The organism is Streptococcus parasanguinis (assembly GCF_015557775.1).
Classification (GTDB): Bacteria; Bacillota; Bacilli; order Lactobacillales; family Streptococcaceae; genus Streptococcus; species Streptococcus parasanguinis_AA.
Genome location: NZ_JADNOY010000004.1, coordinates 179,804 through 192,797, shown reverse-complemented (window position 1 = coordinate 192,797; position 12,994 = coordinate 179,804). Strand labels below are relative to the sequence as shown.

12 protein-coding genes and 1 pseudogene are annotated in these 12,994 nt (G+C 44.6%); 8 read left to right on the top strand and 5 right to left on the bottom strand.

What is annotated here, in order from left to right; translation table 11 throughout:
- The first annotated feature begins 379 nt into the window (after positions 1-379).
- The 6 genes and pseudogenes from I2F76_RS07015 (at position 380) to I2F76_RS06990 (ending at position 4,973) form a co-directional block, all read left to right on the top strand.
- Positions 380-982 carry an ECF transporter S component gene (locus I2F76_RS07015; protein ID WP_195487526.1) on the top strand — a complete coding sequence of 201 codons (603 nt, stop codon included), beginning with the start codon at positions 380-382 and terminating at the stop codon, positions 980-982.
- Positions 982-1,773: an energy-coupling factor transporter transmembrane component T gene (locus I2F76_RS07010; protein ID WP_171963570.1), complete on the top strand. Its 792-nt coding sequence runs from the start codon at positions 982-984 to the stop codon at positions 1,771-1,773. Before I2F76_RS07015 ends, I2F76_RS07010 begins: the two co-directional genes overlap by 1 nt.
- Positions 1,749-2,585 (top strand): ABC transporter ATP-binding protein, encoded by an 837-nt coding sequence (locus tag I2F76_RS07005; RefSeq protein ID WP_195487525.1) that lies wholly within the window; start codon positions 1,749-1,751, stop codon positions 2,583-2,585. Before I2F76_RS07010 ends, I2F76_RS07005 begins: the two co-directional genes overlap by 25 nt.
- On the top strand, positions 2,572-3,372 hold the full coding sequence (locus I2F76_RS07000; RefSeq protein ID WP_195326691.1) for an energy-coupling factor ABC transporter ATP-binding protein: 801 nt from the start codon (positions 2,572-2,574) through the stop codon (positions 3,370-3,372). Before I2F76_RS07005 ends, I2F76_RS07000 begins: the two co-directional genes overlap by 14 nt.
- Before the next feature lie 167 nt (positions 3,373-3,539).
- A pseudogene (gene pnuC / locus I2F76_RS06995) lies at positions 3,540-3,905 on the top strand (nicotinamide riboside transporter PnuC); the annotation flags it as partial.
- 129 nt (positions 3,906-4,034) lie between these two features.
- Entirely contained in the window at positions 4,035-4,973 is a 939-nt protein-coding gene (locus tag I2F76_RS06990; protein WP_195326692.1) for an AEC family transporter, read from the top strand.
- 52 nt (positions 4,974-5,025) lie between these two features.
- Here I2F76_RS06990 and I2F76_RS06985 read toward each other — a convergent pair whose 3' ends face one another.
- The 3 genes from I2F76_RS06985 to I2F76_RS06975 form a co-directional block, all read right to left on the bottom strand.
- Entirely contained in the window at positions 5,026-5,358 is a 333-nt protein-coding gene (locus tag I2F76_RS06985) for a glucuronide permease (RefSeq protein WP_195326693.1), read from the bottom strand.
- 68 nt (positions 5,359-5,426) lie between these two features.
- Positions 5,427-5,900: an HXXEE domain-containing protein gene (locus I2F76_RS06980; protein WP_195326694.1), complete on the bottom strand. Its 474-nt coding sequence runs from the start codon at positions 5,898-5,900 to the stop codon at positions 5,427-5,429.
- Positions 5,901-5,915: 15 nt separating this feature from the next.
- The gene (locus I2F76_RS06975) at positions 5,916-6,455 is read right to left on the bottom strand and encodes a TetR/AcrR family transcriptional regulator (protein ID WP_229042334.1); all 540 of its coding nucleotides are present in this window, start codon (positions 6,453-6,455) and stop codon (positions 5,916-5,918) included.
- Positions 6,456-6,587: 132 nt separating this feature from the next.
- On the opposite strand from I2F76_RS06975, the gene I2F76_RS06970 reads away from it, so the two are divergent.
- Both I2F76_RS06970 and I2F76_RS06965 read left to right on the top strand, forming a co-directional pair.
- Entirely contained in the window at positions 6,588-7,493 is a 906-nt protein-coding gene (locus I2F76_RS06970) for a cation diffusion facilitator family transporter (RefSeq protein ID WP_195487524.1), read from the top strand.
- Positions 7,494-7,571: 78 nt separating this feature from the next.
- Entirely contained in the window at positions 7,572-8,609 is a 1,038-nt protein-coding gene (locus I2F76_RS06965; protein WP_195487523.1) for a zinc-binding dehydrogenase, read from the top strand.
- Between the two features lie 58 nt (positions 8,610-8,667).
- Here the strand turns inward: I2F76_RS06965 and I2F76_RS06960 are convergent, their stop codons facing one another.
- Entirely contained in the window at positions 8,668-11,382 is a 2,715-nt protein-coding gene (locus I2F76_RS06960) for a DEAD/DEAH box helicase family protein (protein ID WP_195487522.1), read from the bottom strand.
- A 151-nt stretch (positions 11,383-11,533) separates the two neighbouring features.
- Positions 11,534-12,952: a VWA domain-containing protein gene (locus tag I2F76_RS06955; RefSeq protein ID WP_229289721.1), complete on the bottom strand. Its 1,419-nt coding sequence runs from the start codon at positions 12,950-12,952 to the stop codon at positions 11,534-11,536.
- Between the last annotated feature and the right edge of the window lie 42 nt (positions 12,953-12,994).

Below are 12,994 nucleotides of genomic sequence, written 5' to 3'. Positions count from 1 at the left end.
TAACACTAATAAATAAAACTTTAAAGAAGTTATTAGATTTATATAAAAGAACAGTTTTTCTCTGTTCACAACAAACACCAGAAATGGTGTTTGTTTTTTATAGTGGCCTCTTATAATTGTTTAGCGATCGTTCTCATGGGCGCTCGCTCTATTTTTCAATTCCCGAACGTTTTCAAGAAAACTTCAGAAAATTCTTGACTTCTGATGAAATAGGCGTATGATTAGTTGTGAACTGTTGAACAATCATTTTCAAGAAAATCCCTGATGTCGACTAAGGTGATTCTGCTAAAATGATGGCAGTTCAAGCATAAAAATCTATAGAGCGTTGCGTCCGAAAGTCTAAACAGACACGGCTCTTTAAAAACAAAAGGAGAAGATTATGAAAACAGAACCGATTCATCGTACCAGTATTTGGAAATTTAAGTTAAGTGCTGCCACCATGACTTTGATTCCCGCTGCCGTGGGGATTAACTATGTTGCTAAAGCCTTGGCAGAGGGGTTAAAGTTGCCCGTTTGGCTGGGGTCTTTGGGAACCTTTCTTGCCAGCATGTTGGCTGGGCCGGTTGCCGGTGCCATCAGTGGTTTCATCAACAACGTGATCTATGGGCTGACCTTATCGCCAATTTCAACCGTGTATGCGATTACCAGCATCGGAATTGGGATTGCTGTCGGAGTTTTGCACGCCAATGGGTGGTTCTCGTCAGCGCGACGAGTATTTGTTTCTGCTATTATTATTGCCATCGTTTCAGCTGTCATTTCAACGCCACTCAACGTCATCTTTTGGGGTGGTCAGACCGGTATCGCTTGGGGTGACTCATTGTTTGCGGTAATGGTCGCCAATCATGCACCAGTGTGGCTGGCCTCATTTACCGATGAGTTTGTCTTGGATATTTTGGATAAAGTCTGCGTGGCCTACCTGGCATTCTTCATCTATCGTCAGCTGCCGAAGCGGATGGTGCACTTCTTTAGCGGTGATAAATGATGACTGATCAAACATTGATTTCTGGAGCGCCACGGGTCAAGCTCAAGTGGTACCAGGTGATCGATCCGATTACTAAGCTCTTGTTCATCTTGGACATGACGTTGTTGAGCTTTGCCAGTATGAATTTATTGCTTCAGGCCGGATTAATTCTTGTCGCGACACTGCTATTGTTATTTTCCAAATTGAGTTCTACCATCTTTAAGGCGCTGGGATTCAGTCTGTTTCTGATTTGCACCATGCTGATCATCCAAGGGTTATTTTACAGTCGGAATCAAACTGTGCTGTTTTCTGTGCTTGGGGTGTCGTTCTACAAAGAAGGCCTGATTTACGCCACCACTCTGGGTTGTCGAGTATTGGTGATTATTTTGACCAGTGGCTTTTTTATGGTGACCACGAGTATTTCAGAAAACGCGGCCTATTTGGAACTGTCCGGATTGTCTTATAAAACCGTCTACGTTCTGATGTCGGTGTGTTATATTTTGCCGGAAATGATGCGCAATATGCGGAAAATCCAGCAGGCACAAAAAGTTCGCGGAACCAATCCGCAAAAAACGTTGATTCAGAAATTAAAGTCAGTCCTGCCGGTTCTAATTCCATTGGTGATTAAGACCTTGGATCAATCGATGGCGCGGTCGATTTCTCTCCAACTGAGAGGTTTTGATAATCCCAACCGGACTGTCAGAACCTCCCAGCGCGTGTATCGCCTGTCGCGGACGCTGCACATTGGTCTGACTGGATTGGCAATTTTATTGATTGGGTGGAAGATATGGACGAAAATAAACGGATTGTAATTGAAAATTTGACCACCCGTTATCCGGGTACTGAGCAACCGCAACTGCGTCAGATTAACGCGGAGGTTCATACCGGCCAGGTGGTTGGGATTATCGGGAATAGCCACTCCGGCAAATCGACTTTGTGCCGTGTGCTGGCAGGGGTCATTCCCAAAATTGTGTCTGCTGAGATTGAGGGCGACTGGCACATGTTTGGCCAGCGAGTGTCCGACAATTGGCCCGTTTATAATGCCATGAATGGAGTTGTACTGCAAAATCCAGCTGGCCAACTAAGCGGGTTGGCAGAAACGGTTGCCGATGAAATCGCCTTTGACTTGATTAATCAGGGAATGGCTGAAGGACTGATTCAAAAACGGGTTGAAGAAGTTGCCATGCAAATGGGGCTGATTGAACAGCTGAATTCGCGTCCCGAGAGCCTTTCCGGTGGTCAGATCCAGCGGTTGGCAATTGCCACGGCGATTGCGGCTAACCCGGCTGTTTTGATTATGGATGATCCGACCAGTCAGATGGATCCCCTTGGCCGCCGACAATTTTTCCAATGGCTGGCCCAAGTCAAAGAGACGACTGTCTTCATTGTCACCAGTGAAATTGACGATTTGTGCGAAGTCGCCGACGTTGTGTGGGTGCTGCACGAGGGTCAAATGGTAGCCCAGGGCAGGCCGGGTGAGGTGTTTAATCATTTGGCAGCTGACTGGCAGATTCCAGCCCCGACAATCCAGCAACTTGCTCAAAAAATGGATTGGCACTTGGCTGATGGCCGGTATCCGGTGAATGACGCTGATCTGAAGGAGGTTCGTTATGCCCACAATTGAACTGAACCACCTGACGTTCACTTATCCGGAACGGTCCTTTAGCTTGGATGTTGAAGACAAACACTTCGCCGATCCGATGGTGGCGATTGTCGGCCAAAATGGTGCCGGCAAATCAACGCTCTTCAAATTGTTGACGGGCTTGCTGACACCACAAACCGGTGTGATTAAGATCGATGGAGAAAATTTTAATGATCTTAAACCAGTCGAAAAGTTACTGAAGGTTGGGATTACTTTTCAGAATCCTGACGATCAGCTTTTCAACCCGACCGTTCAACGAGAGGTGGAGTGGAGTGTTGCGCAGGTCATGGATGACCACGACACGATTACGAGGCGGGCTTTAGAGGCTCTAAAAAGAGTTGGCTTGGATGATAAAACAGCTGAAAGTCCATATGACCTGTCATTGTCGGAACGCAAGCTGTTGAGCGTTGCCACAGTTTTGGCAGTGGATCCGGCGATTTATTTATTTGATGAGCCGATGATGTCGCTTGATTGGGAAAGCCGGCGCAAGTTGACCGCAATTTTCCATCAGTTGGCTGATTCGGGCCACCAAGTTGTGACCATCACCCATGACATGGATTGGGTCGCCGCCGAGTTTGAGTCGGTGTATGTTATGGAACACGGGAAGTTTGGCTTCGCCGGCAGTCCACGGGAATTGTTCAGCGATCACGAACTTGTCCAGCGAGTGGGATTACTACCACCGCGGATTATGGACATAGCGGAGTCGCTGGGTGATTCACAGACATATTTATCGGTTGATGATTATTGCCAGAAAAATCGAGATGTATAGAAAAAGTCACCTCTGCGGGTTTTCCAGGTTGAAGGATTAACTTCAGCTTCTGGCAAGAACTCACGGTTCTTTTCTACCATTTGTCAAGTCTATCAAGGCTTTAAGTAAAAAAAAGAGATAAGACAGTATCTATTCTGAGGTTACTGTCTTATTTTTAACACTTTTTGATCTACCAAGCCCAGTTCAAAAAGGAAGAGCAAGAGTTTGTTACTCGTAAGCTGGATGCGGTAGGCTGGACCAAGTACTTGTCGATCAGTGCCATTTGGTGGCTGGTATTTGGCTATATTTACCAATCAGTTGGAGCCAATCGGCCTTTCCGGGATTCCGTTACAGATGCGACCAATGGTGTCGGCCAACTCTTGATGACGGCTGTCTACCGCGAACAGTGGATTTTCTGGGCGGCTACTAATGTATTCTCCATCTATCTTTGGTGGGGAAAAAGCCTTCAAATTCAAGGGAAATACTTTATTTACTTGATCAATAGTCTGGTTGGTTGGTACCAATGGACGAAGGCGGCCAAGAAAGGCTACTAGTAACAATCAATAAAATACAAGAGGTTGGGCATTTTGCGCCACCTCTTTTTGTGATATACTAGAGTAGTTTTTGGGACTTGAAAATAATGGGTTTTCTAGTTCAAATTTATAAAAAGAAAAGGAGAGAACATGGATATCTTTCTTAAGAGCATATCGGGGATCCTGGTCATTCTGGGGATGATATTAGTGGGCTTTGTCATAGGTGAGAAAGGCTGGTTTGATGACAAGTCACGTGGCTTGATCGCAAAGCTAGTCACTCAAATTGCTCTTCCCTGCTATATGCTCTACACCATCACACAGCGTTTTACAGCGGCTGACCTCCTAAAAATGTTGCCAGCATTGCGTTTTCCTGCCCTGTCTATGGTTGTTTTGCTTGGAATAGCGACAGCAGTAGCCAGGATCTTTGCAGTGAGACAGGACCGCCGTGGCCTCTTTATTTCTATGTTCTTTAACTCCAATACGATTTTCGTGGGACTCCCCATTAACCAAGCTCTCTTCGGGGATGATAGTATTCCTTATGTTTTGATCTATTACATGTGTAATACGACCTTTTTCTGGACTTTGGGGACCTACTTGATCCAGCGAGACGGTGAGGGAGAAGCTCAGTTTGATCTCAAAACGAGTGTGAAAAAAGTCTTTTCACCTCCTCTGATGGGCTTCATCTTGGGACTAGTCATGGTGATGCTGCAGATAAAGCTCCCTGCATTTCTAGCCAGTGATTTGCAGTATCTGGGCAATTTAACAACCCCCTTATCCATGATTTTCATCGGTTTGTCGGTATCTCATGTAGGCGTGAAGCAGTTGGTGCTTGGAAAAGATCAGCTCCTCATTCTACTAGGACGCTTCGTGGTTGCTCCACTCCTAATGGCGACCATTGTTTACTGGGCGCCTCTTCCAAGCTTGATGAAGCAAGTCTTTATCATCCAGTCCGCTATGCCAGTGATGACCAATGCCCCAGTCGTTGCCAGACTCTACGGAGCTGATAGTGATTACGCAGCGGTCATGGTGACAGAGACGACCCTTGCTACCATGGTGGTCATTCCGATACTCATGGTGTTGATGGCTTGATAAATAGAAAATACAAAAACTCAAGTTTTCATTGATAAAACTTGAGTTTTTCTTAGATGAGGGCTAACAAAATGGTAAGAATCAGAGCGATTCCCAATCGAATGACGTGGTGGGCTAGATGGAAGTTTTCTTTGTGCTTGCCATTCCAATAGGCTCCGTAGCAAATCAAGCTAACTCCGATCAGCCAAATGAATAAAGCAACAATCGGCAAAAGGAAGTAGAGGATGAGAGAGAAGGTCGCAAGGCTACTTCCTAGAAAAAGTAGGTAAATTCCAAGGGTCTTCTTGCTCTTTTTTAATTCGGAAAGGCTGACTAATAAATGAAGAAGAGCAAAAGCAAGGGCTAAGAAGGCTGTAATAATGTTAAAAATGTAATAAAGTGGCATATTTGTTTTCTTTCTAGGATAATTAAAGTAAATGTAATGTGATAGTGTTAAGAACTTAAGACTTTAACTTACCTTAGTTTGAGAGTCTTCTTATGAAGAAACATGAATGAAAGCACAAGATTAACAATGATAAGGATTAAAGTGATAAAAGAGTACCAATAAAGATTGATGGGTACGTTATTTTTGAGACAGAATAGAGAAAATAAACTCGTAAAAATGCCCGTTAACAAGCCAGGAACATATTTTAGAAGGACAATTGTCTGAATCAGATGTCCGAAAATATGGTAGATATAAGCAATTACAATGGTTGCGTAAATAGTATAGTTGCTAAACTGATAGCTAAGAAAAAGTGATAGAAGCAGGATCAGAAACTGCTCCAAGACAATGGCATTGAAAGTAAAAGGAGTGTAATAAGAAAGGAATCGAATATCTGGAAACTGTGCTGATAGTTTTTTGACAAAGGAGGGCATCCATATGATTTCCTCAAGTTCGTGAAGCATGAATAAGGCTGGAAAGAGAAAATAAAATTGAGTGAGGGTCATTAAAAAAACTTCTTTCTAGTTTGAACCAACTTTCAGTGTCTCCAAATAAAACTGAATCACTTCTTGTTCGGTGTAAGTCTTGCCTTTTTTCAACCACCAGCTGAGGGTTTCGATAAAGTGGCTGACAACTAGGTGCTTGAGATAGGAGTGAGGAATGTTGGGGTGTGCTTGAATCAGTTCGTCGGCTACCATTGGATAGACGTCATGTTCCAGTTCTTTTCGTAGCTGCCGGATAAAATAATCGTTTTTTGAAAGCAAGAGACTGGTCACATGGTCTTGATTTTTCTTGAAATGCTGAAAGATATGGGCTAGGTAGTCTTGTGGAGAGAGGTGTTGAGCACGTTCAAACAAATGGTGAAAGAGCTTTTGGCAGAGCTCATCCAGTAGTAACTCTTTGCTCTCATAATGACTGTAAAAGGTCGAACGTCCCACATCAGCCAAGTCAATAATCTCCTGAACGGTGATGGTCTCATAATCTTTTTGGTTAAGTAAGTGTAAAAAAGCATGATAGATAGCTTTTCTAGTTTTGGTAATACGACGATCCTGTGTTGTCATATGGACACTTTGAACAAATTGTTCAGTAACGTACATCCTAAACAGTTTGCCCCTATCCTTTCTTTTTAGAGTTAGAGATAATACTAGTGAGAAGATAATACTATTACTATTATACCAAAGGAAGGTAAAAAAATGAGTTCAAAACGTGCTGTTTGGCTGGCTTTTTTCTTGAATCTGAGTTTTGCCATTGTTGAGTTTATTGCAGGGGGAATCTTTGGTTCCAGTGCTGTTCTCGCTGATTCTGTCCATGACTTGGGGGATGCTCTAGCCATTGGCCTCTCGGCCTTTCTAGAAACGATCTCCAATCGTCAAGAGGATAGTCGCTATACCCTAGGCTACAAGCGTTTTAGCTTATTAGGGGCTTTAGTAACGGCAGTCATTCTGATGACCGGGTCTGGTATGGTGATTTTAGAAAATGTAAGCAAGCTTTTCCACCCTCAGCCCGTCAATGACGAAGGGCTTCTTTGGTTGGGAATGATTGCTATCAGTGTCAATGTGCTGGCGAGTCTGGTCATTCGCAAGGGGCAAACCAAGAATGAATCCATTCTCAGCCTGCATTTTTTGGAAGATACCTTAGGTTGGTTGGCTGTCATCCTGATGGCCATTGTCCTCCGATTTACTGACTGGTATATCCTAGATCCCCTCTTGTCTCTTGCTATTTCCTTCTTTATTCTGTCCAAAGCCATTCCACGTTTTTGGAGCACGCTCAAGATTTTCCTGGATGCTGTGCCAGAAGGGGTAGATATCAAGCAAGTTAAGAATGATTTAGAGCAGTTGGACAATGTCGCTAGTATCAATCAGCTTAATCTTTGGACCATGGATGGACTAGAGAAAAATGCTATTGTTCATGTTTGTCTGGAGCATGTCAAACATATGGAGGTCTGTAAAGAGTCTATCCGAGACTTGCTCAAAGAGAGGGGCTTCCAAAATGTCACCATCGAAGTGGATGAAGACTTGGCAACCCACCGAGCTCACAAGCGAAATATCGAAGAGCTGGAAGCCAGTCAAAGTCATGGACATGATCACCACCACCATTAATGAAGAGTTGGTACGAGCAGAAGCCCATGAAAAAGTGTATACTATAGTCAAGTAAGCAATAGAAAGTAGGTCGTCCCTATGAAAAAAACAGTCTATACAAAAGCTGGGCAAGTGGGTCTAGTAGAAGTGGAGCGTCCACACATCGAAGCACCAGATGATGTCATTCTCCGCATCGTTCGCACCTGTGTCTGTGGCTCTGATCTATGGAGCTACCGCAATCCAGATATTGAAGAGGGGCACCAAAATAGTGGGCACGAAGCTATTGGGATCGTTGAAGAAATTGGAGAAGCTATTACAACGGTGAAACCGGGAGACTTTGTCATCGCCCCTTTCACTCATGGCTGTGGGGAGTGTGATGCCTGCCGCGCTGGCTATGATGGGACCTGTGACCGCCATATCGGCAGCAACTGGTCTGATGGGGTTCAAGCAGAGTACATGCGCTTCGAGTATGCTAACTGGGCTCTTGTCAAGATTCCTGGGCAACCATCAGATTATACAGAAGCCATGCTCAAGTCCTTCTTGACGCTAGCAGATGTCATGCCGACAGGCTACCATGCAGCGCGTGTGGCTCATGTAAAACGGGGTGACAAAGTGGTTGTCATTGGGGACGGAGCCGTGGGGCAATGTGCTGTGATTGCAGCTAAGATGCGGGGAGCATCGCAAATTGTCCTCATGAGCCGGCATGAGGACCGTCAACAATTGGCTCTGGAATTTGGTGCTACAGCCGTCGTAGCGGATCGTGGGGAAGAAGGGATTGACAAGGTTCGTGAAATCCTTGGTGGAGGAGCGGATGCCGCTCTTGAATGTGTCGGTACAGCGGCAGCCGTCGACCAAGCCCTTGGGGTTCTTCATAATGGTGGTCGCTTAGGCTTCGTCGGTGTCCCTCACTACAATAATCGTGCGCTTGGATCGACCTTTGCCCAAAATATTTCCGTGGCAGGTGGAGCAGCCTCTGTTACCACCTATGACAAGCAGTTCTTGCTCAAGGCCGTCCTTGATGGCGATATCAATCCAGGTCGCGTCTTCACCCATAGCTACAGCTTGGATGAGATTGATCAAGCCTATAAAGACATGGACGAACGCAAGACCATTAAGGCCATGATTGTGATAGAGTAACGAAAAAGTCTAGTAGAAATGAATCTACTAGACTTTTCTTTTATTGTGAAATAAATTCTTATTTCAAATCTGACATCACTTGTTTCTTGGTGAAGGTGCGCTCTTGTTTGTTGGCCAAGGCCTTGATGCGAGCATCTAGGAGAATGGCACGACCTTCCGTACTTCGAGTATAGACGAGGTCATACTTACCTATACTCTTTCGGATTTGCTCGACAAAGGCTTGGGCCTCTTCTTTACGTTTGTCAAAGAGGCTTGGCACGGCAAAGTATTCTGTCTGATCGGATACTTTTTCTTGTGTTTTCAAGATATAGCGCTGATTTTCAATCGGTGCGAAAAATTCGATCATGGTTTGCGAGAAGAGTTCTTTCTCTCGCATGGTTCCGCCCTTCATATAGACCAGCGTGTTGATGGCATCCTTCCTATCTCGGACCACTTGGATGCGGGTCTCCTGGGTCTGAATCTGCCCAGAAAGGAGCAGGGCTTGGTGAATAGCCTGGCCGAAGACTTCTAACCGTTTATAAGGACTCTTATAGAGATAGTAGCGGAGCCAAGCAAGGAGAGCGAGAACAGCTAGGACGAATAGAAGAATTAGAGACGCTTTATTCCCTCCTCCTCTATGTGAATAGTAAAAAAGGTTGGCGAAAGAATCGGTCAAAGTAGCAGCCGTCAGCCAGCGAGCTAGCTTTCTGGCATCAAAAAATAGGGCCAGAGGCAGGAAGTGTTTATCCACTTGTACCTCGTTTGCTATCTCCATATTCTCCAGAATCGGAAGAGCTTTTTGCCAGCCATCCCGTAGTTCTTGACGATGGGTAGAGCGCTCTAAGGTCTCTTCATTGAGTTTCTGTAACTGTTTTTTAGTATAGCGGATATTGTCAAAGGCCAGACGCTCGATACCGGATTCGATAAAGGGTTCCTTGTAGTGGAGGCCTAAAAATTGTTTCATCCGTCTTTCTAAGAGCTCCAGATCAGGACTATATTGTTTCAGCTGATCAGTGATGGCTTCAATCTCTTCTTTTTCAAGATCGGACTTTTCATACCATTTCTTCAGGGAAAGATTGATGGAGACCAGATGCCAGATGTTACTGGTCTTGTCTGGATCTTGGGGCCACACTCGAATGGCACGGCCTCGCATTTGGTTGCTGAGCATAAAACTGCCGACAAAGCTCGCTAATATCAAGGAGTTGACACAAGGAGCATCCCAGCCTTCTCCTAGAAGAGACTTGGTTCCAATCACGACTTGGATGAGTCCCTCTTGAAAGAGCTGGGTCACAGTTGTCACCAAGTCATGTTGCGAACCTACCAAGCGAACCTTGAGAAAATCATCAGGAGATAATTGGCCGACATTTTGGTAAGTCAGTCGATCCGCTCCTAGAAGCTCTTCTAATCTTGGCTTAGCAACTGTTGGGATGATGACGATACTACCTGTTAAGACAGCGATGGCAGGAGGAGTCGTTAGCTCTATGCTTTCCCTGCGAATGGATTCAAAATAAGAGAGAACTCCCAACTGAGTGAATTGGGCGTCCTTGTCACCTAGATGAACTTCAAAGTCTTGGCGAATATAGTCTGTTAAAACCAGTTGGCGCAGTTGGCTTCCAAGAGCCTGGTATTCCGCCTTGAAAATCTCTCGAACCGCATTGAGTTTTCCGAGGGATTGGTTCAGCAGGAGATCTTGTTTTTTGTTGCGGACCAGTTTGACTTGTTTTCGATCGATTAAGCTAGCTGCTTTTAATTCATGGAGGAGTTGCTTTTCGTATTCTTCTGGTAGATTGTACCAGTGGGGAACCTGAAAGAGCAGTCCTTGCAGGAGAATTTCAAGCCAGTCCAGAGTGAAAGAAGGTAGTTTTTTAGCTCCTAAAAGATCCTGGAAACGTTTGGGAAAGGCGATTCCCTTGCTTCGAAGAAAGATCAGGGTAGCAGAGAGATACTTGGGCTCATTGAGCAATTCATCATCGCTGATCTGACCCGATAAGGCTTGGCAGTTTTGGAGGTATTGGCAAAAGAGGGGATCGGAAGTCAATTGCTGCAAAAGAGCATTCTTTTGTTGGCTAAAAGCATCTAATTGCTCTTGCTCTTCTTTGGTTGGAAAGGCAAAGTAGACATAGTCTTGGTGGGGACAAAGGGTCTCTTCCTTGACCAATTCGGGAACTGTAATTTCCTCATCAATCTCCCCACACATGCGGATATAGCGATCCCAAAGGGCAGGATCCCCTTCATAAGGCGGGGTAGCGGTGAGGGAGATCATTTTTAAGTCAGGGAAGGCTTGACGAAAGGCTTCCAAACTCTTCCACCATTCATTGCGCAGGTGGTGACACTCATCTAAACAGAGGGTTCCAAGTGAGATGTCTTTGAAAGTAGAAAAGATATCAAAGCCTTTGAAATCAAAAGTTTCAATCTCTACCTGGTCATCGCTATCCTCGATTTGTGATTGGCCGACGACTTGATTCATGGCACTGTGGAGGGCCTGATAGGTAGCCACAGTAATCAGCTTAGGATGTTTGAGGTCCTGAGAGATCAGTTGCTCCGCTTGGCTTTCATCTTTTAAGAATGCTTGGATAATCCGGTCGACCCATTGTTGACGAATGGTGACCGTAGGTGCCAAGATCAGGGTTGGTTGCCCAAAGCGTCGGATACATTCGATTCCCAGGGTTGTTTTTCCAGAGCCAGGAGCCGCCACCAAATGCAGGTGGCCATCCACCATAAAAGCCTCACTCTTATCGAGGACGCGTTTTTGATAGTGTCTCCATTGGCCTGTAAAGGCTAGTTCTTGTAACATAGGTTTCCTCCCTTGTACTGTCCCCATTATATCATAGCGGAGGACAAGAATCCCTTGGTTGAAGTTGAAGATTTCCGCTTTCTAATGAAAATAGCGAAGGGGAAATTTTGAGTGAGCTAAAAAGCCCAATCAACTGATTAGGCTTTTCATGTTAGTCTTTCTTTGTTTTACGAGAGAGTCCAAAGGCAGCACTCATGCTAAAAAGACCAAGACCAAGAGTCGTCAAAGCAATTGAGTTTTTGCTTCCTGTATTTGGAAGACTTGCTTCTTTCTGAGGAAGAGCTGCTGGAGCAATATAGACTGCGGTTTTCACAGGCTCGTTTTTAGCTGGTGTGAAGACAGTTGGTTTTGCAGGAGTGACAACAGCTGGTTTTTGAGGAGTCGGAGTCGGTTTCGCAGGTGTTTGGATGCTAGGCGTTTGTGGTTTTGCTTTCGCCACACGGTGGGTTTTTGAAATCAACTCATACTTGTCTGTTTGGACTTTGAAGACACGACCTTTTTGGACAGTTTCAACCACTTTATTGGCAAATTGAACGTTCAACAAGTCACCAAAATTTTTGCGGATATCTAGGTAAAGACCATTTGTTCCATTGACCAATGGATCAAAGTCTTTTTTATCACGTGTTTCACCAACCACTGTCAAAGAGATACCAGCATCTTGAAGAGCCTTCAGTGTCGCTTCTTTGGTTGGTGTATATGGTGTAAGATCAATGTCTTCGTCTGTGATGAGGAAAGCAAAGCGATGGTTGTTTGCACCAGATCCCCAGTCGTAGTCTTTTGAAGTAGCGATGTGGTGCAATGGAACAGTTGCATCTTCAAAACCACCCCAGATTTTGATAGTTTTCAGAGCAGAAATGAAGCTTTCTGGATCACTTGTGAATTTTGATCCATTAAAATCGTGGTATTTTTGTTGTTTTGAGTCTTCATATTCAACCAACCCTAAACGAGCTTGAATATTTTTAGCAGAAAGATTACGAACAAAGGTCTCGATATTCTTCATCGTATCCTTGATGTGAGAATCCATCGAACTTGATTTATCAATGACAAAGACGATATCTGATGTTCCTTGGACTTCTTTTTTGTTGACGACATCTGCTTCTTTTGTCACTTCGACTAGAGTTGTTTTATTAACTGTTTCTGTAGTTGTCTCAGTGTAGTCAGCTGTTTCCTTAGTTGATGTAGCTGTCTTGGTAGATGACACTGGTTTTGAAGTGCCAACAGGTGTGTCTTGATCTGCTAAGCTAGTGGTTTTGATAGTTGCTGTTGAAGTAGTGATTGTGTCTGCGCCGTCTGTTTTAGCAGATGGGCCAGTTTTTTTGACGTCCACAGCGATGATATCCCCAGTTTTTGCTTTATCAGCAGGAACAACTGGTGTATTGGCTTTGGCGTTGATTTCTTCTGTTGCAGCCGTGATAGGTGATTTTGCTGCTGTAGTGGCTGCAGGAGCAGCTTGGGTTGTGCTAGGTGCAACGTCATCAGCAGAAGCAATAGTCGTTCCTGTGAAGACAGTTCCTAAAACAACGGAAGCTAAAGTTAAAGTTTGTTTACGTGAAATAGTATATTTTTTCAAAATACGTCCCCTTTTTAATAAACTTTTTTCTATCATACAGGT

What these genes read in the sequence shown, in the direction of transcription:
- I2F76_RS07015 (WP_195487526.1), top strand. Translation starts at nt 380, where the DNA reads ATGAAAACAGAACCGATTCATCGTACCAGTATTTGGAAATTTAAGTTA.
- I2F76_RS07010 (WP_171963570.1), top strand. Translation starts at nt 982, where the DNA reads ATGACTGATCAAACATTGATTTCTGGAGCGCCACGGGTCAAGCTCAAG.
- I2F76_RS07005 (WP_195487525.1), top strand. Translation starts at nt 1,749, where the DNA reads ATGGACGAAAATAAACGGATTGTAATTGAAAATTTGACCACCCGTTAT.
- I2F76_RS07000 (WP_195326691.1), top strand. Translation starts at nt 2,572, where the DNA reads ATGCCCACAATTGAACTGAACCACCTGACGTTCACTTATCCGGAACGG.
- I2F76_RS06990 (WP_195326692.1), top strand. Translation starts at nt 4,035, where the DNA reads ATGGATATCTTTCTTAAGAGCATATCGGGGATCCTGGTCATTCTGGGG.
- I2F76_RS06985 (WP_195326693.1), bottom strand. Translation starts at nt 5,358, where the DNA reads ATGCCACTTTATTACATTTTTAACATTATTACAGCCTTCTTAGCCCTT.
- I2F76_RS06980 (WP_195326694.1), bottom strand. Translation starts at nt 5,900, where the DNA reads ATGACCCTCACTCAATTTTATTTTCTCTTTCCAGCCTTATTCATGCTT.
- I2F76_RS06975 (WP_229042334.1), bottom strand. Translation starts at nt 6,455, where the DNA reads ATGACAACACAGGATCGTCGTATTACCAAAACTAGAAAAGCTATCTAT.
- I2F76_RS06970 (WP_195487524.1), top strand. Translation starts at nt 6,588, where the DNA reads ATGAGTTCAAAACGTGCTGTTTGGCTGGCTTTTTTCTTGAATCTGAGT.
- I2F76_RS06965 (WP_195487523.1), top strand. Translation starts at nt 7,572, where the DNA reads ATGAAAAAAACAGTCTATACAAAAGCTGGGCAAGTGGGTCTAGTAGAA.
- I2F76_RS06960 (WP_195487522.1), bottom strand. Translation starts at nt 11,382, where the DNA reads ATGTTACAAGAACTAGCCTTTACAGGCCAATGGAGACACTATCAAAAA.